Origin of the sequence: Nonomuraea polychroma, from assembly GCF_004011505.1 — a bacterium.
Classification (GTDB): domain Bacteria; phylum Actinomycetota; class Actinomycetes; order Streptosporangiales; family Streptosporangiaceae; genus Nonomuraea; species Nonomuraea polychroma.
Genome location: NZ_SAUN01000001.1, coordinates 2709921 through 2730096, shown reverse-complemented (window position 1 = coordinate 2730096; position 20176 = coordinate 2709921). Strand labels below are relative to the sequence as shown.

General features: G+C 71.1%; 20 protein-coding genes. 10 read left to right on the top strand and 10 right to left on the bottom strand.

The window, feature by feature from the left end; translation table 11 throughout:
• Window positions 1-25 precede the first annotated feature (25 nt).
• From EDD27_RS12060 to EDD27_RS12045, 4 genes are all read left to right on the top strand, one after another.
• Window positions 26-1072 carry a C39 family peptidase gene (locus EDD27_RS12060; protein WP_241563990.1) on the top strand — a complete coding sequence of 349 codons (1047 nt, stop codon included), beginning with the start codon at window positions 26-28 and terminating at the stop codon, window positions 1070-1072.
• Window positions 1073-1079: 7 nt separating this feature from the next.
• Entirely contained in the window at window positions 1080-2939 is a 1860-nt protein-coding gene (locus tag EDD27_RS12055) for a dipeptidyl-peptidase 5 (protein WP_241563989.1), read from the top strand.
• On the top strand, window positions 2936-4198 hold the full coding sequence (locus EDD27_RS12050; RefSeq protein WP_127932494.1) for a M20/M25/M40 family metallo-hydrolase: 1263 nt from the start codon (window positions 2936-2938) through the stop codon (window positions 4196-4198). Before EDD27_RS12055 ends, EDD27_RS12050 begins: the two co-directional genes overlap by 4 nt.
• Window positions 4199-4259: 61 nt before the next feature.
• Entirely contained in the window at window positions 4260-4865 is a 606-nt protein-coding gene (locus tag EDD27_RS12045) for a TIGR03086 family metal-binding protein (protein ID WP_127932493.1), read from the top strand.
• Here the strand turns inward: EDD27_RS12045 and EDD27_RS12040 are convergent.
• The 3 genes from EDD27_RS12040 to EDD27_RS12030 all read right to left on the bottom strand — a co-directional run bounded on the left by EDD27_RS12040 (window position 4862) and on the right by EDD27_RS12030 (window position 7316).
• On the bottom strand, window positions 4862-5605 hold the full coding sequence (locus EDD27_RS12040; RefSeq protein ID WP_127932492.1) for a DUF427 domain-containing protein: 744 nt from the start codon (window positions 5603-5605) through the stop codon (window positions 4862-4864). The genes EDD27_RS12045 and EDD27_RS12040 overlap by 4 nt on opposite strands.
• A gap of 105 nt (window positions 5606-5710) precedes the next feature.
• A complete protein-coding gene (locus EDD27_RS12035) occupies window positions 5711-6298 on the bottom strand; it encodes a hypothetical protein (protein WP_127932491.1) in 588 nt (195 codons plus the stop codon).
• A gap of 166 nt (window positions 6299-6464) precedes the next feature.
• Window positions 6465-7316 (bottom strand): DUF72 domain-containing protein, encoded by an 852-nt coding sequence (locus tag EDD27_RS12030; RefSeq protein ID WP_127932490.1) that lies wholly within the window; start codon window positions 7314-7316, stop codon window positions 6465-6467.
• A 65-nt stretch (window positions 7317-7381) separates the two neighbouring features.
• Between EDD27_RS12030 and EDD27_RS12025 the strand changes: the two genes are divergently transcribed.
• The gene (locus tag EDD27_RS12025) at window positions 7382-8242 is read left to right on the top strand and encodes an NAD(+)/NADH kinase (protein ID WP_127932489.1); all 861 of its coding nucleotides are present in this window, start codon (window positions 7382-7384) and stop codon (window positions 8240-8242) included.
• Window positions 8243-8279: 37 nt separating this feature from the next.
• Here EDD27_RS12025 and EDD27_RS12020 read toward each other — a convergent pair whose 3' ends face one another.
• Window positions 8280-9872, bottom strand: a complete 1593-nt coding sequence (locus EDD27_RS12020; protein WP_127932488.1) for a YibE/F family protein — start codon at window positions 9870-9872, stop codon at window positions 8280-8282.
• A 72-nt stretch (window positions 9873-9944) separates the two neighbouring features.
• Between EDD27_RS12020 and EDD27_RS12015 the strand changes: the two genes are divergently transcribed.
• Complete coding sequence (locus tag EDD27_RS12015; protein ID WP_127932487.1) at window positions 9945-10658, top strand: DUF72 domain-containing protein; 714 nt, start codon at window positions 9945-9947, stop codon at window positions 10656-10658.
• Here the strand turns inward: EDD27_RS12015 and EDD27_RS12010 are convergent.
• The 4 genes from EDD27_RS12010 to thrS all read right to left on the bottom strand — a co-directional run bounded on the left by EDD27_RS12010 (window position 10655) and on the right by thrS (window position 15557).
• Window positions 10655-11116 carry a DUF1850 domain-containing protein gene (locus tag EDD27_RS12010; protein WP_164903581.1) on the bottom strand — a complete coding sequence of 154 codons (462 nt, stop codon included), beginning with the start codon at window positions 11114-11116 and terminating at the stop codon, window positions 10655-10657. The genes EDD27_RS12015 and EDD27_RS12010 overlap by 4 nt on opposite strands.
• 26 nt (window positions 11117-11142) lie before the next feature.
• The gene (locus tag EDD27_RS12005; protein WP_127932485.1) at window positions 11143-12090 is read right to left on the bottom strand and encodes a TAXI family TRAP transporter solute-binding subunit; all 948 of its coding nucleotides are present in this window, start codon (window positions 12088-12090) and stop codon (window positions 11143-11145) included.
• Window positions 12087-14234 (bottom strand): TRAP transporter permease, encoded by a 2148-nt coding sequence (locus EDD27_RS12000; protein ID WP_206641372.1) that lies wholly within the window; start codon window positions 14232-14234, stop codon window positions 12087-12089. The genes EDD27_RS12005 and EDD27_RS12000 overlap by 4 nt, the downstream gene beginning before the upstream one ends.
• 87 nt (window positions 14235-14321) lie before the next feature.
• A complete protein-coding gene (gene thrS, locus EDD27_RS11995; protein ID WP_127932484.1) occupies window positions 14322-15557 on the bottom strand; it encodes a threonine--tRNA ligase in 1236 nt (411 codons plus the stop codon).
• 143 nt (window positions 15558-15700) lie between these two features.
• On the opposite strand from thrS, the gene EDD27_RS11990 reads away from it, so the two are divergent.
• A complete protein-coding gene (locus EDD27_RS11990; RefSeq protein WP_127932483.1) occupies window positions 15701-16672 on the top strand; it encodes a helix-turn-helix transcriptional regulator in 972 nt (323 codons plus the stop codon).
• Between the two features lie 23 nt (window positions 16673-16695).
• On the opposite strand, the gene EDD27_RS11985 is transcribed toward EDD27_RS11990, so the two are convergent.
• Window positions 16696-17103: a RidA family protein gene (locus EDD27_RS11985; protein ID WP_127932482.1), complete on the bottom strand. Its 408-nt coding sequence runs from the start codon at window positions 17101-17103 to the stop codon at window positions 16696-16698.
• Between the two features lie 75 nt (window positions 17104-17178).
• Here EDD27_RS11985 and EDD27_RS11980 point away from each other — a divergent pair, with 75 nt between their 5' ends.
• A complete protein-coding gene (locus EDD27_RS11980; protein ID WP_127932481.1) occupies window positions 17179-17805 on the top strand; it encodes a TetR/AcrR family transcriptional regulator in 627 nt (208 codons plus the stop codon).
• A gap of 43 nt (window positions 17806-17848) precedes the next feature.
• Here the strand turns inward: EDD27_RS11980 and EDD27_RS11975 are convergent, their stop codons facing one another.
• Entirely contained in the window at window positions 17849-18295 is a 447-nt protein-coding gene (locus EDD27_RS11975; RefSeq protein ID WP_241563987.1) for an ATP-binding protein, read from the bottom strand.
• A 209-nt stretch (window positions 18296-18504) separates the two neighbouring features.
• On the opposite strand from EDD27_RS11975, the gene EDD27_RS11970 reads away from it, so the two are divergent.
• Together EDD27_RS11970 and EDD27_RS11965 are read left to right on the top strand one after the other, a co-directional pair.
• Complete coding sequence (locus EDD27_RS11970; RefSeq protein WP_127932479.1) at window positions 18505-18972, top strand: adenylyltransferase/cytidyltransferase family protein; 468 nt, start codon at window positions 18505-18507, stop codon at window positions 18970-18972.
• A gap of 101 nt (window positions 18973-19073) precedes the next feature.
• Entirely contained in the window at window positions 19074-20153 is a 1080-nt protein-coding gene (locus EDD27_RS11965) for an alpha-hydroxy acid oxidase (protein ID WP_206641371.1), read from the top strand.
• Window positions 20154-20176: the final 23 nt, after the last annotated feature.

The following is a 20176-nucleotide window of genomic DNA, read 5'->3' as shown; positions in this document are numbered from 1 at the left end:
GAGGTGCGAAACCACAATTGGGCTGGTGCTCACCGTCGATCTGGCCCGTGTCTCCTTCACCCGCTTCGCCGTGCCCGTCGCGGCGGAGGACGTGTGGACGAGCGACGAATGTGAGATCGGCTTTCCCGCCACCCAGCTCGTGCCCTCGTGGACGGCGCGTACGGCGCCGGGCGCGTGGATCGAGGTCGCGCTTCGGGCCAGGGCCGCGTCAGGGGCCCGTACCAAGTGGTACGTGATGGGGCGCTGGTCCGAAGCCGGCGATCCGCGGATGTCGGTGCCCGGGCAGGGCGACGTGGACGGGGACGTGGCGGTGGACACGTTCGTGGCCAGGCGGCCGGTGGTGGCGTACCAGGTGCGGGTCACCCGGCATGGTGCGGGAGCCCTGGTCACCGGGCTCGGTGTGATGGCCTCGGCCCTGCCCCGGCACCCCGTGACGCCCAGCGACCCCCTTGCGGCGGAGGCCGTGGAACTGGCGGTGCCGCGTCATTCGCAGCACGTGCACGCGGGGCATCATCCGCGCTTCGACGGCGGCGGCGTCAACTGGTGCAGCCCGGCGTCGGTGGCCATGGTGCTCGGCTATTGGGGCCGCGGCCCCGAACCCGGCGAACTCGACTGGGTGGGGGCGGACGACCCGGCGCCGATCGTGGATCACGCGGCCATGGGCACGTACGACGTGAGCTACCAGGGCACCGGGAACTGGCCGTTCAACGTGGCGTACGCGGGCCGGTACGGGCTGGCGGGGTTCGTGACGCGGCTGCGGTCGGCGGCGGAGCTGGAGTCGTTCGTGCGGGCCGGGATCCCGGTGATCACGTCGCAGTCGTTCAAGAGTCACGAGTTGCCCGGCTCCTGCTACTCCACCAACGGGCACATCCTGGTGGTGGTCGGCTTCACGGCCGGGGGCGACGTGATCGTGAACGATCCGGCCGCGCCGCGCGACGACGAGGTCCGGCGGGTCTACCCGCGGGCGGCGTACGAGAATGTGTGGCTCAGGAGCTCCGGCAGCGGCGGCATCGCGTACGTGCTGCACCCGCCCGGGCATCCCCTTCCTCCCTGTACCGACGGCAATTGGTGAGTTCGTGGTGAGCATTCGACCGATCGACGTGGCCCGGACCGACGGCAGGCCCCTGTGGGTGGAGGCGGTGGCCACGCCTGCCGGTGTGGAGGCCTGGTGGGACGAGCCGCGCCCGCACGAGGGCGGCAGGCGGTGCGTGGTGCGCCGGCTGCCGGATGGCACCCGTACCGACGTGCTGCCCCCGGGGTATAACGCGCGCAACCGGGTGATCGAGTACGGCGGCCGCTCCTGGCGGCCCCTGCCGGGCGGCGGCCTGGTCTTCACGAACTGGTCCGACCAGCGCCTGTACCGGCTCGACGGCGGCTCCCCACCCGTGCCGATCACTCCCGAGGGCCCCTCGCGCTATGCCGACCTCTACCTCCCTCCCGGCAGGGACGAGGTCTGGGCCGTCCGGGAGACCGACGACGTACGAGACCTGGTGGCGGTGCCGCTGGACGGCGGACCGGTCAGAGTGATCGTCAAAGCTCACCATTTCCTGATCAATCCCCGCATTTCGCCTGAGGGGCAAAAGATCGCCTGGATCGGCTGGGACCACCCGAACATGCCCTGGGACGGCACCGACCTGTGCGTGGCCCCGCTGCGCGCGGACGGCACGGCAGGCGAGCACCGCGTGGTCGCCGGCGGTCCGCGGGAGTCGGTGACGCAGGCCGAGTGGCGCGACGAGGACTCCCTGTACGCCGCGACCGACCCCACCGGCTGGTGGAACATCCACCTCATCCCCGTGGACGGATCCCCTGGCCACAACCTCACACCGATGGAGCTGGAGTTCGGCGACGCGGCCTGGAAGCCGGGACTGACGTACTTCGCCGTCGCGGAGGACGGCAGGCTGGCCGTGGTCTACGGCACGGGCGACGGCCGCCGCCTCGGCGTGCTCGATCCGGACACCGGTGAGCTGCGGGAGATCGGCGGCGCGGCGACCCACTGGTCCGCGACCGTGTCGGTGGCGGGCGGCCGGGTGGCGGCCGTGCAGGCGACGCCGTACACGCCGATGGAGGTGGCGCTGGTCGGCCTCGATGGGGGCGGCCACGAGATCGTGTCGGCCGGCAAGGCGTTGCCGGACCGCGACCTGCTGCCCACGCCGGAGGCCGTGACGATCGAGGGTGTGCACGCGCATCTCTACCCGCCGTCAGGGGTGCGGGGCCCCGGCCCGTACGTGATCTTCGTGCACGGCGGGCCCACCACGCACCTGCCGATGGTGCTCGATCTGGAGATCGCGTACTTCACCAGCCGCGGCATCGGCGTCGCCGTGGTCAACTACGGCGGCTCGACCGGATACGGCCGCGCCTACCGGGAGCGGCTGCGCCACCAGTGGGGCGTCGTGGACGTGAACGACTGCGCCAAGGTGGCCCGCGGCCTGGTCGAGCTGGGCCGCGCCGACGCCGCCAAGCTGGCCGTCCGCGGCGGCAGCGCGGGCGGCTGGACCACGGTGGCGGCGCTCGTGCACAGCGACGTGTTCGCGGGCGGAGTCGCCCACTACGCGATCACGGACCCGGAGAGCTGGGCGGCCGAGACGCACGACTTCGAGTCTCGCTACCTGGACGGCCTGGTGGGGCCGCTGCCCGAGACGCGGCAGCGCTACATCGAGCGCTCGCCGCTGCTGAACGCGGCCCGCGCGTCCGGCCCGTGCCTCATGCTGCACGGCCTGGAGGACGCGATCGTGGACGTCGCGCAGGCGGAGCGTTTCACCGCCGAATTGGACAAACATGGCAAAGAGTGGGCACTGTTGACCTTCCCCGGCGAGCAGCACGGCTGGCGCAGGGAGGAGACTATCGTCGCGGCGCTTGAGGCCGAGCTGGCCTTCTACGGGCTGATCTTCGGGATGGAGACGCCCGAGGTGCCGCTGCTGAAGTTGAAGGGGAGAGCGTGAAGAGCGTCGCCGAGATCTGCTCGGATCTGATCAGGTTCGACACCACCAATCCGGGATCGGGCGAGCGCCCGGCCGCTGAATACGTGGCCACGCTGCTGTCCGACGCGGGCCTGGAGCCGGTCGTGTTCGAGTCCGCGCCGAAGCGGACCACGGTCGTGGCCAGGATCGACGGCGACTCCCCCGACGCGCTGCTCATCCACGGCCACCTGGACGTGGTGCCGGCCGACCCGGCCGAGTGGAAGATGCACCCCTTCTCCGGGGAGATCGCGGACGGCTGCGTGTACGGCCGGGGCGCGGTCGACATGAAGGGCTCGTGCGCGATGACGCTCGCGACCGTGATCGACCTGGCCACCCAGGGGGTGCGGCCCAAGCGGGACCTGGTGGTGGCGTTCCTGGCCGACGAGGAGGCGACCGGCGACTACGGCTCGCGGCACGCGGTGACCGAGCACCGGGACCTGTTCGACGGCGTGAGCGAGGCGATCAGCGAGTCCGGCGGCTTCAGCGTGGCCTCCGGCGATCACCGGGTCTACCCGATCGCCGTGGGCGAGCGCGGGACCGCGTGGATGAAGCTCACCGCGCACGGCGTGGCCGGGCACGGCTCGCGTCCCCCGGTGGACAACCCGGTCGCCACGCTGGTGCACGCGCTGTCGCGGGTGGCCTCGTACCAGTGGCCGGTACGCCTGACGCCGTCGGTCGCCGCGCTGATCCAGAGCCTGTCGGAGATCACCGGCCAGCCGATCGACCTGGACCGGCTGGACGCGGAGGCCGCCCGGCTCGGGCCGCTCGGGAGCCTGTTCAAGAGCCAGATCCGCAATTCGGCGAACCCGACGATGCTGGACGCGGGCTACAAGGTCAACGTGGTGCCCTCGACGGCGGAGGCGCACGTGGACGGGCGTTTCATGCCCGGGCTGCAGGAGGAGTTCCTCGCGACGATCGACGAGCTGCTCGGGCCGAAGATCACCCGCGAGTTCGTCAACCTGGAGGACGCGCCCGCCGCACCGTACCCGTCGGCGTTCTTCGAGGAGCTGGCCGGGGCGCTGGAGGCCGAGGATCCGTTCGCCAAGCCCGTGCCGTATGTGATGAGCGGCGGCACTGACGCCAAGTCGTTCGCCAGGATCGGCATCAAGGGGTACGGTTTCGCGCCGCTCATGCTCCGGCCGGACCTCGACTACTTCGGCATGTTCCACGGCAAGGACGAGCGGGTGCCGGTGGAAGGCCTGGAGTTCGGCACCCGCGTCCTCACCCGTCTCCTGACCTGAATCTATGGAACAAAGCATTCCGTTCTGATAGAGTGAGAGTCTCCACGAAAGGGGCTCTCCAATGAGCGATCACGTGATCTCCAGCGGCTGGGACGTCCTGGACGCCTCCCACGAGGCGCTGCGCACGACCGTCCGCGCCGTCCCCGCCGACGGCTGGCACCTGCCCACGCCCTGCGCGGGCTGGACCGTCGCCCAGGTCTTCCAGCACGCCGTCGGCGACCAGATCGGCTTCGCCGCCGCGCTGACCGGCGAGCCCGGCCCCGACTTCAACCCGTTCGACCCGTCGGGCGAGATGGAGGGGGTGGACCCGGCGGCGTTCCTGGAGGACGCCCTGGCACGATCGGCCAAGGCGTGGGCGGGCGTCGACCGCAACGCCGCCGAGGTGCCCACGCCCGTGCCGCCCCACAAGATGTCCCCGTGGTCCGGCTCGGCGGCGTGCGGTCTTGACGCCGCCGTCCACGCCTGGGACATCGCCCTGGCGACGGGCCGGCCGTCGCCGCTCACGCCCGAGCTGGCCCGCCCCCTCCTCAAGGTCGCCAGGGAGATCGTCGAGCCGCTGCGCGCCTGGGGCGCGTACGCCGCCGCCCTGGCCCCCGCGCAGGGCGACGACGACGTGGCGGCCCTCCTGCGCTACCTCGGCCGGGACCCTCGCTGGAGCGCCTCTTAGGAGAACTTGGTCTTCGGCCGCTCCTGCAGCTCGCCGTCCACGTAGATGTCGAGCTTCTCGTTGTAGAACGCGATCAGCCCGGCGACCCGCTCGCTCTCCGGCAGCGGCGTCCGGTACGACCACGCGAGGTCCTTCTTGCCGTTCACCGACCAGTACTCGGCCGTGCCCTTGTACGGGCAGTGGGTGACGGTGTCGGTGGGCTCGAGCAGGTCGAGCCGTACGTCCGGCTTGGGCAGGTAGTAGCGGGCGGGCAGCCCCGTCTCGAAGAGGATGCGCGCGTGGCGCGAGTCGGCCACGGTGACACCGTCGACCTCCACCCGCACGTGCCGCGAACTGGGCAGGATGTCCACCCGCGTGTACGGGTCGCGCGGGTGGAAGTAGACCTGCTCGTCCTCCTCGAACCAGGCGTCCATGGCGTCCCACTCGAACCGCACATGGCCCCGGATCTCCTCCAGCGGCGAGTCAGGGTAGGCCAGCGCCGCGTCGACGGCCTCCGCCGTGCCGGAGGTGACCGTGTGGACGACGGCGTCACCCCTGCTCGGGGAGTGCTTTGTGGCCCCGGTCGCCTTGAGCGCGGCCTCGTCCACGTCCGCGAGCGGGAAGTAGTAGGTGGGGTAGTACGGGACTTCCCACACCAGGAGAGCGGAGGTGGTGTCGGCCACCACCCGGCCGCCCAGGTAGGTCCGCACGCGCTTGGCCGTCCGCTCGACGCGTACCCGGCCGCGATTCCCAGCATCCATGCAGGCGGCAACCCCGAAGGCCGCGCGCCTATTCCAGCCGCCCGAAGACCGCCGGCGTCGCCCGCGCCCTATCCAAACCCGAAGACCGCCGGCGTCGCCCGCGCCCTATCCAAGCCCGAACGCCGCCAGCGTCCCCCACGTCGTCACCGTGCCGACCACCACGCCGGCGAGGACCTGCGCCCACGTGTGATGCGCGAGCCGCACCCTGGCCCAGCACACCAGCCCCACGACGGCGCCTCCGGCGATCGCGGTCGGCACGGCGGGCAGCACGTGGGCGAGCACCACGACCGTGCCCGCGGACACGGCGGCGTGAAAGGAGATCTTCCACCGCAACGTGACCGGCACCGTGACCCCGAGCGCCGCCAGCATCGCCGTCACGGTCGCCACGAGCAACGTCGGCGCCCCCATCACGACGAGCAACGCCAACGCCACCAGGACAGCCGCGACCGCGGCCAGCAACGGCCGGGTCCGCCGCGCCCGATCCACGATGTGATGCGAATCCAGCCGCCCGGACCGCACCCCGAGCGCGATCACCGTCGCCGGCACCCCGCCGCAGAACGCCGACGCCACCATCCCCCACACCGCCCCGCGCCACCCTTGGGCGAGCAGTCCCACGACGGGCGGCATGAGGATCACCAGCACCTGCGGCGCCAGCAGGTTGGTCACCCGTTTGGCCACGATGTCGGCAGTCATGGCACGAAAGATTACGCGATCATGTGGCCTTCCCCGCGCACGGGCTTCTCCCGGCAACACGCCTCGGCTCATCGAGGATTGGGCCCAGCGCGACTGCAGGCGGCGGACGAGCGCCCTTCGAGCGGGTAACGGCCTTCGGGCGCCGTACGCGCCGCGGTGGGAGCGCTCAGAAGAGGGTGAGCGGCTCGTTCGGCATCGGGTCGGGCAGCAGCTCCAGTTCGGGCAGGCGGGCGCGGACCTCGTCGTGGAAGCGGCGGGCCAGCGTCAGCGCGTCGGCGTTGTCCGGTGTGTGGATGAAGACGGTCGGGGACCGGCCTTCGCGTAGCCAGTCGCAGACCGTGTCCAGCCACGGCCGCCAGCCCTCCACCGTACGGTCCGTGGCGTCGCGTCCCAGGTAGCGGACGATCGGGTGGCCGGTCAGTGCCCGCGAGCGGCGCGGCACCCGCGGTTTCTTGGTCCACGCGTCGCGTTCGGCGTCGCTGGCCGGCCGGTCGGCGAAGAGCGCGGTGGTGTCGAACGGGACCCACTCGGCGTCGACGGTGGCCAGGACCCGCTCCAAGAGCCGTTCCGCGCGCTCCTCCTCGAAGAACGCCCGGTGCCGGACCTCCACCGCATACCGGTGGTTCCGAGGGAGGCTGCGCAGGAACGCCGCCAGCGCACCCAGGTCGGCGGGGCCGAACGAGCCCGGCAGCTGCACCCACAGGGCGTGCGTCCGCGGGCCGAGCGGCTCCATGGCCTCCAGGAAGGCGCGCAGCTGGTCGTCGGTGCCGGTCAGGCGGTGCTCGTGGGTGATGGGCTTGGGAAGTTTGATGACGAAGCGGAAGTCCGGGCCGGTCTGGGCGGCCCATGACTCCACGGTCGCCCTCGTCGGCGTCGCGTAGAACGTCGTGTTGCCCTCCACCGCGTTGCACCAGGTCGCGTACGCGCGCAGGCGCTCACCGGGCGGGAGCGGGCCGGGCAGGAACCGGCCCTGCCACGACGCGTGCGTCCACATCGCGCATCCCACATGAAGCCGCATGAACGCGACGCTATCGGAGGTCCCGCCCGGACGGCACGCCGCGCGGGAGACGTAAGGTTGGCCCCATGGGCATGGTCGGGACGGTTGGGCTGGTGTTGCACCCGCAGCGCGACTCCAGGAAGGCGATAGACACCATCCTGCGCTGGGCGGCGGGCAAGGGCGCCACGGTGCTGGGACTACCTGAGGAAGTGGGGCGGATCGACTGCACCGCCGTGGCCGTGGACGCCGACGCCCTCGTCGAGCGGGCCGATCTGCTGGTCGGGCTCGGCGGCGACGGGACGATGCTGCGCACCATGCGGCTGCTCGCCGGGCGGCCGACGCCCATACTCGGGGTCAACCTGGGCCGGCTCGGGTTCCTCGCGGAGATCGACGTGGACGAGTTGGCCGACACGCTGTCGGCCATCGACGGGCACCGCTACACGGTCGAGCCGCGCATGGCGATCAGGAGCCGGGTCGGGGGCGTGGAGGTGACCGCCTTCAACGACATCGCGCTCGTACGGATCCCCGGGGAAGGGCTGGCGGCCGTGTCCGTCACCCCGGCGGGCAGCGATTTCGTGCGGTACGCCGCGGACGCGGTGATCGTGGCGACCTCCACCGGCTCGACCGCCTACAGCTTCTCCGCCGGAGGGCCCATCGTGTCGCCCCGGGTGGAGGCCATCCTGGTGGTGCCGGCCGCGGCGCACTCGGCGTTCAACCGGGCCCTGGTGCTGCCCGCGGACGAGGACGTCACGCTGGAGGTGCTGCCCAGCAGCGGGCGGCTGGCGGTCGAGGTGGACGGGGCCGTGGTCAGGCACCTGTGCCCCGGCGACCAGATCACGGTGAGCGCGTGGCCGGGCGCGGCCAAGGTGGTCAGGGTCGGCACCACGTTCTACGAGCGGGCGCGGCGCAAGCTGCGGGTGGACGGCAGCACCGAAGCGTATTCCTAGGCGCCCGCCCGGCAGGCGCCGGACGCGGCGACGTCCCCTACGCGCCCGGGCGGCGGCGATGACGTGCGGGCGGCGGCCGGTCGGCGGCATCGCCTTGCCTGGCCCGCTCGGCGGGGCGCGTGGCGGGATGCCCGGGCGGGCTCTCTGGAGCGCCGGGACGGATCGAAGCCGGGGTGAAGAAGCCGCCTTCCGGGATCGGGGTGTCGCGGGGGCGGTCCGGGCCGGTCTCACGGCGATCGCCTGGGTCTGAGAAGAAGTCGTCCCGATCGTCGTCGTCCTGACGGCTGAAGAAGTCGTCGGCCACGTCGTCGTCCCCGCGGCTGAAGAAGTCCTCGGGCCCGTCTGGGCGGCCGGAGACGCCTTCGCGCCTGCCCCGGCGGATGGAGACGCCTTCGCGCCTGTCCCGGCGGCTGGGGAGGCCTTCGCGGCGGCTGGAGAGCTCCTCGTCCCCGTCACGGGAAGACTCCGGCGTGGCGTGGCGAGCGGCGGTCAGGGCCGCCAGGGCGGTGGTGATGGGGACGGCCGAGATGAGGCCGAGCGTGCCGACCACGCTGCGGACGATCTCCTGCATGATCACCGGTGTCGTCAGCACGTCCCCCAAGGGCTGGGAGCCGATGCTGAACAGCAGCAGCAACGGCAGCGACGCCCCCGCGTACGCCAGAATGATGGTGTTGATCACCGATGCGATGTGCGCCCGCCCGATGCGGCCGGCCGCCCGGTAGAGGCGCGCGAACCCGTACGAGGGGTTGGCCTGCGCCAGTTCGGCCACCGTCACCGCCTGCGTGACCGTGACGTCGTCCAGCACCCCGAGCGCGCCGATGATGATCCCGGCCAGCAGGAGTCCCTGCGTGTCGATCGACACGCTCATGCCCAGCATCAGCGAGCTGTCGTCGGTGATGCCGTTGAGCTTGGCGAACCCCAGCGCCCCGTACGACAGCACGCCGGTCAGCGCGAGAGCGGCCAGCGTGCCCAGCACGGCCACGGAGGTGGACGGTGAGAAGCCGTGCGTCAGGTAGAGCACGATCAGCATGATCGCGGCCGACCCGACGATGGCCACCAGCATGGGCGGCTTGCCCTCGAGGATGCCGGGGATGACGAACGTCAGCAGCAGCACGAACGTGACCGCCAGCCCCACGAGCGCGGTGAGCCCGCGCCAGCGGCCGAAGGCGATCACCGCCAGCGCGAACGCCGCCCCGAGCAACCACAGCGGCAACGCCCGGTCGTGGTCGGAGATCTGGTAGGCGCCGTCCGCGTCGCGCAGCAGGATCACGTCGTCGCCCGGGGCGAACCGCTGCGCCCCGGGGCCGGTGGGCAGGCGGAGCGCGACGTCCTTGCCGACGTCTGGCCCGTCCCCGACCGTGACGGTCGCGTTGCCGCAGGTGGCGGGGTCCGGCTTGGGAGCGCCTTCCGTGACGGCCGGGCAGGGTTTGAGCGTGACGCTGGTGACCGTCCCGGTGAGCCGCTCGACGCTGGACTGCGGCGGCGTGCCGGTGTCGTGCCGGCCGTCCGGCCAGAGCCACAGCAGGCCCGCCAGCGTGACGATCGCCAGCGGCACCAGCGCGGCCAGGGTGGCCATGAGCGTGCGCCGCGAGTTGGGGACGGCGGTGCCGTGCGCGTGATTGGCGCCCATCGACGTGTAGGTCCTCCTCGGCTGACGACTAGTGACAGTACTGCACGGCGGGGGTCAGGGTAGGCGTAAAGCATGGCATGGCTGGTCGGCACCTCAGGGTGGCAGTACAAGGACTGGCGGGGGGTGCTGTATCCGCAGGGCCTGCCGCAGCGGCTCTGGCTGGAGGCGTACGCGCGGGAGTTCCCGACCGTCGAGAGCAACAACGCCTTCTACCGGCTGCCCAGCCCGGAGACGTTCGCCGCCTGGCGGGAGCGCACGCCGGACGGGTTCGTGATGGCGGTCAAGGCCAGCCGGTACCTCACCCACATCAAGCGGCTGGACGAGCCGGAGGAGCCGGTCCAGCGGCTGATGGGCGCCGCCGCGGCGCTGAAGGAGAAGCTCGGCCCGATCCTGCTGCAACTGCCGCCGACGCTCAGGGCCGAACCGGGCAGGCTCGACAGATGCCTGGCGTGCTTCCCGCGCGACGTGCGGGTGGCCGTGGAGCCGCGGCACACGTCCTGGTGGACCGACGAGGTCCGTGACGTGATGAGCGCCCATGGGGCCGCCCTGTGCTGGGCGGACCGGCTGGGCCGCCCGCAGAACCCGCTCTGGCGCACAGCGGACTGGGGGTACGTGCGCATGCACCACGGGCGGGGCCGGGGCGGCGTCGAGTACGGCGAGACCTCCCTGCGCACCTGGGCCGGGCGGGTGCGGGAGGCCGGCTGGGAGGACGTCTGCGTGTACTTCAACAACGACCTCGGAGGGGCCGCGGTGCGGAACGCGCGACGATTCGCCCGACTGGTCTAGGGCACGATCTCCACGGCGTTCACGAGGAGGGACTGGTCATAGGGCGGGCGGCAGGGCTCGCCCCTGGCCTCGAGCGTCAGCTCCACGGCCAGTCGCACCTCGGCCGCCCCGGCCTCCGGGAAGAGCGGCAGGCATCGCTCGCCGGCCAGCAGGGTGCGGCGGCCGATCGAAGTCGTCAGCAGCGACAGCTCCTCGTACGTGGCGGGCTCGGCCAGGCGCAACATCCAGGCGCCTGATCGGGTCCGGCTGCGGGCGCCCGCCAGGGCGTAGTAGTCGAGCACACTCTCGTTGGCCGAGAGGACCGCCCGCATGGTGAAACGACGGCCCTCTATCGTGAACACCTCCGCCGTCGGCGCCTTGTAGATCGAATGCACGTACCCGATCATGAAGCCGCCGGAGACGGGCAGGCCGTTCACGGTGAGGCGCCCGGCGCCGCCGCCGGAGCCGAGCGCCATCACCGTCGCGACCGCGAGCAGCAGCCTGATCAGGCCTTTTCCTTGTAGTAGCGGGCCGCGCCCGGGTGCAGCTCGACCGGGGTGACCTCCTGGCCGAGCTTCACGTCGAGCTTCTTGGCCTCCGGGTGCACGGCCGACAACTCGGTCTTCTTCTCGAACAGGGTCTTGGTGATGTCGTACGCGAGTTGCTCGCTCATCTTGTCGGGCACGAGCAGCACGTTGCCGATGCCGACGGTCTTGACCGTGCCGTCCAGCTTGTAGACGGACATGTCGACGTCGAGGGAGACGTACTGCTGCCCGTACGTCGACTGCATCTTCGCCAGGACGTCGGACGTGTCGAGCATCTTCATGTCCGGCTTGCTCGTGGCCAGGTCGGTGATGCCGGCCGTGGGCAGGCCGCCGACCCAGAAGAAGGCGTCGATGGTGCCGTCCTTGGCGGCCTGCACCGACTCGTTGATCGACAGCTGCTGCTTGGTGATGTCGGTGTCGGGGTTCAGTCCGGCCGCCTCCAGCATGCGCCGGGCCACGACCTGGGTGCCGGAGTTGGCCGGGCCGAGTGAGACGCGCTTGCCCTTCAGGTCGGCCACCTTGGTCGCCTCGACGCCGGGGGCGACCACGACGTGCGCGTAGTTGTCGTAGATGCGGGCGATCGCCTTGATCGGCTGCTTGGCGGTGAAGGTGTCCTTGCCGTTGACCGCGTCGGCCGCGGTGTCCATCTGGGAGAAGCCGATGTCGGCCTTGCCGCCGGCCAGCAGCTTGATGTTCTCGACCGAGGCCGAGGTGACCGACGCGGTGGCCTGGGTGTTGGCGATGTTCGCCGACAGCTGCTTGGCCAGGCCGCCGCCGTACACGTAGTAGACGCCCGTCGTGCCGCCGGTGGCGATCGACAGCCGGTTGCCCGACCCGCCGGCGCCTCCGCCGCCGCAGCCCGCCACGGTAAGGACGGCTGCGGCGACTATCGCAATGGTCCGCTTCACGCTGGGTCCCTTCTGCTTCTTCTGAGGAGGTGCACGCCGGCGGCCACGGCCAGCACGGCCAGGCCAGCGGCGATGGGGACGGGCTCGAGGAACAGCAGCAGCACCGCGGCCACCGCCGCCATCAGCCGCTCGGGCACGCCGGTCAGCCCGCCCGTGGCCATGGCGAGCGCGGCGACCGCGACCGCCGACACCGCGGCCATCAGCAGCACGGTCCCGATCGGCCCCTGCCCGAGCAGGGCCTGGCCGTTCGGCGTCAGCACGAACGCGAACGGCACCAGGAACGCCGGCAGTGTGTACCGCCAGGTCATCATCATCGTCCGGTACGTGTTGCCGCCCGTGATCGCGGCCGCCGCGACCGCCGACAGCGCGGTGGGCGGGCTCACCTCCGACAACACCGCGTAGTAGAAGACGAACATGTACGCCTCGGCCTGGCTGACGCCGAGCGTGGTGAGCGCCGGGCCGATGATCACGGCGGCGATGATGAAGCTCGCGGTCACCGGCACGGCCAGGCCCAGCAGCATGACGGCGAGGCCGGACATGATCGTGGTGAGGAGCAGGTTGCCGGCGGCGAAGTCCACGATGATCGCGCTCAGGTTCAGCCCGAGGCCGGTCTGGGTGATGACGCCGACGATGATGCCCGCCGCCGCGCAGACGGCGGTCACGGGCAGAACCTCCAGCGTGCCCTTCGCCAGGGCCTGCCCGACGCGCTTGGGCGTCATCCGGTGCCGGGGGTCGAGGAACGACAGCGCGAACGCCACCGCCGTGGCGATCACCACCGACTGGAAGGCCGACCGGTCCAGCGCCATCAGCACGATGATGAGGATGAGCGAGCTGAAGTGGTAGCCGAAGCGCAGCAGCAGCTTGCCGGCCTTGGGCGCGTCCACCTGCACGGCGTGGGTGCCGAAGCGGCGCGAGTCGATCTCGATCGCCAGGAAGATGCCGAGGTAGTAGAGGATCGTGGGGATCGTCGCGTACAGGAGCACCTCGAGGTAGCTGACCCGGAGGTACTCGGCGATGATGAACGCGGCGGCGCCCAGCGTGGGCGGCGACAGGATCGCGCCGATGCCGCCGGCCGCCAGGATGCCGCCGGCCGGCTCCTTCGGGTAGCCGGCCCGGCGCAGCACCGGCCAGGCCACGCTGCCCAGGCTGACCGTGGTCGCCACGCCTGAGCCGGAGACCGTGCCGAGCAGGAAGCCCGCCGTGGTGACGGTGCGGCCGGGGGCGGAGCGGGAGTTGCGGAAGGCGGCGAAGCTCAGGTCGATGAAGAAGCGGCTCGCGCCCGAGAAGTCGAGCACGGCGCCGTAGATCGTGAAGAGGATGATGTAACTGGCGGCCACCTGCATCGGCACGCCGAAGAAGCCTTCGGTGCCGGTGTAGAGCTGCGACACGATCTGGCCGAGGTCGAAGCCGCGATGCCCGATGGTCCAGTCAATCGGCAGATATGAGCCGTAGTAGGCATAAATCAGGAAGATGAGGCAGATGATGGTCAGGGCCCAGCCGACGGTCCGCCGTACCGCCTCCAGCAGCAGCACCGTCAGCGCCAGGCCCGCCACGATGTCGAGGGGCGTCAGCGCCGCGCCCGACCCCCGATCGCGGAACGCGTCGATGTCGGCCAGCGGATAGACCAGCACGGCCAGCGCGGCGGCGGCCAGCAGCCAGTCGGCGACGCTGGGCCGCTCTTTCGAGCTCCGGCGTCGTTTTCCATCGGGGTGAGCCGCCGCCCGTGACACCCCGGCCAGCGGGTCGGGCTCGCCCTCGCCCTGCGGCGGGACCGGCCGCCCGTCCACCGTGGCCCCGGCCGGCGGACCGGCCTCATCGACGGAAGCGACCTTGGCCGGGTCGCGGCGCAGCCTCCTGGCCCATGACGACAGCACCGATCGGAGGCCTTGGCGGCGCAGCCTGCTCACCCACGACGACAGCCCCGATCGGTAGCACAGGAACACCAGCGGCAACGCCACCGCCAGGAACGTCATCCGATGTTCGAGCGCCTCGACCGGCCGGAACACCACGACGAGCGAGTAGACCGACAACAACCCGCCCACGATCCACACGCCGAGCCGGAGCGCCCCGCCCAGTTCCCGCGCCGGGCGCTCCTGCTCGTGGGCGGAGACCAGTTCGGCCTCACGATCGCTCAGCTGGGTCACGACGTCCTCCCCGACACGCGTTGCAGGGACTTTACGAGCCCCTTACGTGATCAGGGAAGGCCTCGTTACCTTTTTGATTTCCGCCCGTCAGATGAACGGTCGCGAATCTGCGGCCAAACGCTCGATGGGCACCTCGCCCGCCTGGCTCCCGTCGCGCAGCCGCACCGCCGCCTGCCCGCTCGCCACTTCGCGCGGCCCCACCACGAGCTGGTACGGCACCAGCCGGTGCGCCCTGATCCTGGCCCCGAGGCTGCCCCGGTCGGCGGGCGCGAGCTCGGCGCGCAGCCCGGCGGCCAGGCAGCGGCGCAGCAGGTCCTCGGCGGCCGGCAGCTCGGCGTCGGACAGCGGCAGCACCACCGCCTGCACGGGCGCCAGCCACGCGGGGAACGCGCCGCCGTGCACCTCGATGAGGTGCGCGACCAGGCGTTCCAGGCCGCCGACGACACTGCGGTGCACCATGGCGGGACGGTGACCGCCGACGTAGCGCAGGTCGAAACGCTCGGGCATGTACAGGTCCACCTGGACGGTCGACAGGGTGTTCTCCCGTCCGGCCGGGTCGGCGATCTGGATGTCGATCTTCGGCCCGTAGAAGGCGCTCTCGCCGCGCTCCTCGTCGTAGGCCTGGCCGCGTTCCTTGAGCACCTCGCGCAGGATGGCCTCGGAGGCCGCCCACATCTCCGGGTCGTCGACGTACTTGTCGCCGTCGCCGCGCAGCGACAGCCTGTAGCGCGCGGCCCGGATGCCGAGTTGCGCGTGCGCGGCCTCGATCAGGTCGAGCGCGGCCGACACCTCGGCGGCGGCCTGCTCCGGCGGGCAGAACACGTGGCCGTCGTTGAGCTGGATGGACCGCACCCTGGTCAGCCCGCCGAGGACGCCGGACAACTCGGAGCGGTACTGGCCGCCCAGCTCGGCCAGGCGCAGCGGCAGCTCGCGCTTACTTCGCTGCCGCGAGCGGTAGATGAGCGCGTGGTGCGGGCACAGGCTGGGGCGCAGCACGAACTCCTCGCCGCCCACGTTCATGGGCGGGAACATGTCGTCGGCGTAGTGCGCCCAATGACCCGAGCGTTCGTACAGCTCGCGTTTGCCCAGCACGGGCGAGTTGACGTGCAGGTAGCCGTTGCGGCGCTCCAGCTCGTGGACGTAGTCCTCGATGGCCTTGCGCATCGCCGCGCCGGCGGGCAGCCAGTAGGGCAGGCCGGAGCCGATCATCGGATCGGTGTCGAAGATGCCGAGCTCGCGGCCGAGCCTGCGGTGGTCGTTCATGATGATCCTTTCCAGGGAAAGGGCGAACGACCAGCTCCCGGGCGTTCGCCCGGGAAGCATGGAGTCAGCGCGCCGGGACGAGGTCCGGCGTCGTCGTGGCGAAGACAAAGGCGCGCTGCATGCTGATCATCTTAACATCCGGAAGCATCTGAAAAAAAGTTTCAAGAAGACCTCAAGGTTTGGCAAATGATATAAAGGACGCCGTGGCCGAGATCACCCTGGACGTCTGCCAATTGCAGGCGTTCGCCGAGGTCGGCTATCAGGTGGCGGGCGGCGGCGACGCGCACGGGGCGATGGCCGCGCTGCGCCGGGTGATCCCGCTGGACGCGTATGAGTTCGTCGCCTTCGATCCCGCCACGGGCCGGCACCACAGCGTCGTCTCCGACGGCCACCGGCGCATCGACCGGGACGCCGCCGAGGAATACGCCGGGCTGGACGCGTACCGCAGAGCCATGGCGACCCGCGCGCCCGTGAGCATGCCCGAGCCGGACACCGAACGCTATTTCCGGCGTCACCTGGCCCCCTACGGCTGGCGGGCCGGCCTGACCGCGCCGCTGTTCCTGCGCGAGGGCCGCTACACGGGGCTGCTGCACCTCGCGTCCAGGGAGGCGTTCCCGCACCTCACCGGGGCCCTCGTGGCGGCGGTGAGCCCGATGCTGGCCCACGTGACCGACCTGACGAGGTGCGTGATCGACCCGGTGGGGCTGCCGCCCGACTTCCGCGCGGTCGCCTTCGACCGGCTCGGAACGCGCCGCGAGGTGCCCGGGCGGGAGACGTCGGCCGCGTTGTGGGACGAGCCGGCGATGGCCGCGTACGCCAGGGCGTTCATCGACTCGCGTGAGCTCACCAGGCACGGCCTCTGGCTGGACGACGGCGGGCACTGGCACGAGTTACGGCTGCTCCGGGCGGGCGTCGGGTTCCAGGGGGCGTTACAGGGCGTGGTCGCCGCCGAGCGGCCGTGCGCGCTGCCGTACGAGCTGACCGGCAGGGAGGTGGACGTCCTCACGCGGGTCGCGGCAGGCGACTCCAACCCGCAGATCGCCGCCGCGCTCGTGCTCAGCGTCCGCACGGTCACCACGCACCTGGAGCACATCTTCGCCAAGCTCGGCTGCGACAGCCGCACCCGCCTCACCACCAAGGCCCTCGCCGAGGGCCTGTGCCGCCTGGACGTGTAGGGAGCGTGTCCGAGGCGCCCGACTCAGTCGATGACCGCGGTGGCTTCGACCTCGACCAGGAGATCGGGTTCTCCCAGTGCCGCGACGCCCAGCAGCGTGATCGGCTTGACCGGGTCGATCCCCAATTTCGCGGCTGCCCGAGCGACCCCCTCTCCCAGCAGCGGCATCTTGTCGGGAGTCCAGTCGACGACGTAAATGGTCAGCTTCGCCACGTCATCGAAGGACCCACCGGCCTCGGCCAGGGCAGTGCCGATATTGAGGTAGGCCTGCTCGATCTGAGCAGCCAGATCCCCCTCCCCGACTCGTCCGCCCTCGGCATCGCGGGCCACCTGGCCCGCCAGGAACACCAGCTTCGACCCGGTGGCGATCGACATCTGGCGGTAGACATCGGGCTTCGGCAGCCCATCGGGGTTGACCAGCGTCACGGGCATATCCGCTCCTTTGGCATCAGCGCAGGCGAGTACGGCAATCACCGAAACCATAGCAATGTTATGTAATGTGGCGCCATGGCGAGAACGAAAGACCCGGCGGTCCGTTCCCTGCTGATCGACCGGGCCGCACAGATGCTCAGCGCCCGGCAGCCGGTCACGCTCCGCTCGCTGGTCGCCGGAACCGGCGTCTCGACGATGGCCGTCTACACCTACTTCGGTGGCATGGACGGTCTGTGGAAAGCGATGCGTCAGGAAGGGTTCACCCGCCTGGCGGCCAAGCTCGACGCGGTGTCACCGTCCCCGGATGCCGTGCGGGATCTGGCCGCCCTCGGCGCCGCCTACCTGTCCAACGCGCTGGCCGATCCCGATCTCTACCGGGTCATGTTCGACGCCGGTTTCGAGCTCGAGGACACCGCTGCCGCGGATGAAACACTGCACCATCTCGTCCGGGCCATCGAACGGGCCACCGCAGCCGGCCGCTTTCGCGACGACGTCGACCCGCTGGAGCTGGCCACGCAGAGCTGGACCATCGGCCATGGACTGGCATCACTGGTCGCCACCGGCCCCTTGCCCCGTCAAGCGCTCGCCCATGGCGTGCCATTGCTGACCGCCCTCTTCATCAACGCAGGCGACAACCCCGACCAGTGCCATCGGTCAGTCGAACGCGGTTGGCACCTCCTGATGTCCGACCACCGCCCTTGAATCCACCGGCACGGTGTCAACGGATCTCTGGAGGGACGGCAGCCTAGACGGCCACGGCCGGGACGTCGGCGCGCAGCAGTTCGAACCACACCGTCGTCGAGCCGCTCTCCCGCGTGAATCCCCAGCGGTGGCTGATCGCCTCGATCAGCGGCAGGCCGCGCCCGCTCGTGGACTGCGTGCTGGTACGGCATACGCACGGCGGTCCGTCGGAGCCCGCGTCCGACACGCACACCCGTACCGCCGACTCCGAGTGGGTCACGGCCACGGTGAACCAGCCGCCCGAGCCGGATCTGGTGTGCAGGATCGCGTTCGTGGCCAGCTCGCTGGTGAGCAGCACGACGTCGTCATAGAGCGGATGATCGCGCCCGAGCGCGGCCGTCACGATCCCCCTGGCCCTGGACACCTGGGACGGAATCCCCGGCAACCGGACCATGAGATCGCGCGAACCGAGCGGATCACCCCCGTTGGCACGGTGAAAGTCCAGTGCCACGGCGACCTCCCCCATAGTCGGGCCCCTAACCTCAGGCTGCGTTATGGGACGCGCCGGTGGCTGCCGGAAGGTATCGCGAAAAGGTAGGAATGCCCTTTCCCAAGGTCGCCTGCACGACCGCCGACGGCGACCGAGTACGCTGCGATCGACGAGTCGTCTAGGCCCGTGGGGGAGATCATCGAGGCCCGTGGGGCAGCGGAGGAGGTCGCGTGAGCAGCCTGGAGGCGGTCTGGGTGCAGCCGTACGACAGGCCGGGGGCGGCGGTCGTCACCGGGGTCTTCGACATCCTGCACGTGGGACACGTGCGTTACCTCGGCGCGGTGGCGGCCCGCGGCCTGCCGCTCGTCGTCGGCGTCGAGGACGACCCGCGCGTGCGCGCCTGGAAGGGGCCCAGCCGGCCGCTCAACCCTTCGGCGGAGCGCGCCGAGGTCCTGGCCGCGCTCCGCTTCGTCACCGGCGTCTTCATCGTGACGGGCCCGCCCGAGGCCCACGGCCCCGAGGACTACATCGACCTGCTCGCCCCGATGCACCCGGGCGCGCTGGCGCACACGGCGGGCGACCCGCACGCGGGCGCCCGCGCGGCCGCGGCGGCGATCCTGGGAGCCGAGTGCTGGGAGATGAGCGCCATCCCGGGCCGCTCCACCACCCGCATCGTGAACGCCGCCGGCAAACCCTGAGCTACCCGTATTTCTCCACAGAACAGAACGAGCTTCCAGGGCACCATGGGGACGCCGCTCAGCCGGTGAGATATTTCCTCATGCGTGAAGGAGCACACGTCGTGACCCATCCCTCGGCGGCGACGACGCACTACGAAACCCTCGCCGACATCGAAGCCGCGGCCCTGGAGTCATTGCCGCTTGACGTGCACGACTATCTCGAGGGCGGCGCCGGCGAGGAGTGGACGTTACGCAGGAACCGGGAGGCGTTCGCCGAGTGGGGCTTCGCTCCTCGGCTCATGAGCAGCCGGCAGGCCCCCGGCCTCCGGACGACCTTCATGGGCGTGCCGCTCGGCATACCCATCCTGACCGGGCCGTTCGGCGTCGACACCCTGTTCCATCCGGAAGGCCAGAAGGCCGTGGCCCGCGCCGCCGCCCGCTCCGGCACCTCCGGGATGGCCCCTGAAGGGGGCTCATACTCCTACGCCGAGGTACGGCGTGCGGCCCCCGGCGGGATGGCCTTCGGGCAACTCCATCCCGTCGGGCCCGAGGACGCCTTCACCCGCCGCCTGAAGCACTTCGAGGGCTGCGGCTTCCGCGCGCTGGTGGTCACGTGCGACACCCCGACGGCCGGCTGGCGGGAGCGCAATCGCCGCAACGGGTACACGCCTCCGCACGCCGTCACCGGCGGCAACTTCGCCGGCGACGAAGGCACGGGTGACGCCTTCGCCGACCTCTTCGGCGGCTCCGGACCCGCCTGGACGTGGGAGAAGCTGCGCCGGCTCATGAGCGGGACGAGCCTGCCCTGGATGGCCAAGGGCATCACCACGGTCCCCGATGCCGAGGCCGCCATCGCCGCCGGAGCGAGCGCGATCGGCGTGTCCAACCATGGAGGCCGACAGCTCGACGGCCTCCCGGCAGCGCTGGACGCGCTTCCCGAGATCGCCGGCGCGGTGGGCGACCGCGCCCACATCGCCTTCGACAGCGGGGTCCGGCGCGGCTCCGACGTGGTCAAGGCGCTCGCGCTCGGCGCGGACGTCGTCGTGCTCGGCCGCCTGGCCGTCTACGGTCTGATCGCCGGCGGCGAAGCAGGAGTGGCACGGGTGCTCGACCTTCTTCGGCAGGAAGTGGTGAACATCCTGACCCTGCTGGGCTGCGCCGGCCTCAACGATCTTGACCGGGGCTTTCTGCGTCGCCACTGACCGCCTCCCACGCTGGGGAGAGG

Coding starts and splice junctions, on each gene's coding strand:
- EDD27_RS12035 (WP_127932491.1), bottom strand. CDS start 6,298: ATGACTGCCGACATCGTGGCCAAACGGGTGACCAACCTGCTGGCGCCG.
- EDD27_RS12045 (WP_127932493.1), top strand. CDS start 4,260: ATGAGCGATCACGTGATCTCCAGCGGCTGGGACGTCCTGGACGCCTCC.
- EDD27_RS12025 (WP_127932489.1), top strand. CDS start 7,382: ATGGGCATGGTCGGGACGGTTGGGCTGGTGTTGCACCCGCAGCGCGAC.
- EDD27_RS12015 (WP_127932487.1), top strand. CDS start 9,945: ATGGCATGGCTGGTCGGCACCTCAGGGTGGCAGTACAAGGACTGGCGG.
- EDD27_RS12040 (WP_127932492.1), bottom strand. CDS start 5,605: ATGGATGCTGGGAATCGCGGCCGGGTACGCGTCGAGCGGACGGCCAAG.
- thrS (WP_127932484.1), bottom strand. CDS start 15,557: ATGCTTCCCGGGCGAACGCCCGGGAGCTGGTCGTTCGCCCTTTCCCTG.
- EDD27_RS11980 (WP_127932481.1), top strand. CDS start 17,179: ATGGCGAGAACGAAAGACCCGGCGGTCCGTTCCCTGCTGATCGACCGG.
- EDD27_RS11985 (WP_127932482.1), bottom strand. CDS start 17,103: ATGCCCGTGACGCTGGTCAACCCCGATGGGCTGCCGAAGCCCGATGTC.
- EDD27_RS12020 (WP_127932488.1), bottom strand. CDS start 9,872: ATGGGCGCCAATCACGCGCACGGCACCGCCGTCCCCAACTCGCGGCGC.
- EDD27_RS12030 (WP_127932490.1), bottom strand. CDS start 7,316: ATGCGGCTTCATGTGGGATGCGCGATGTGGACGCACGCGTCGTGGCAG.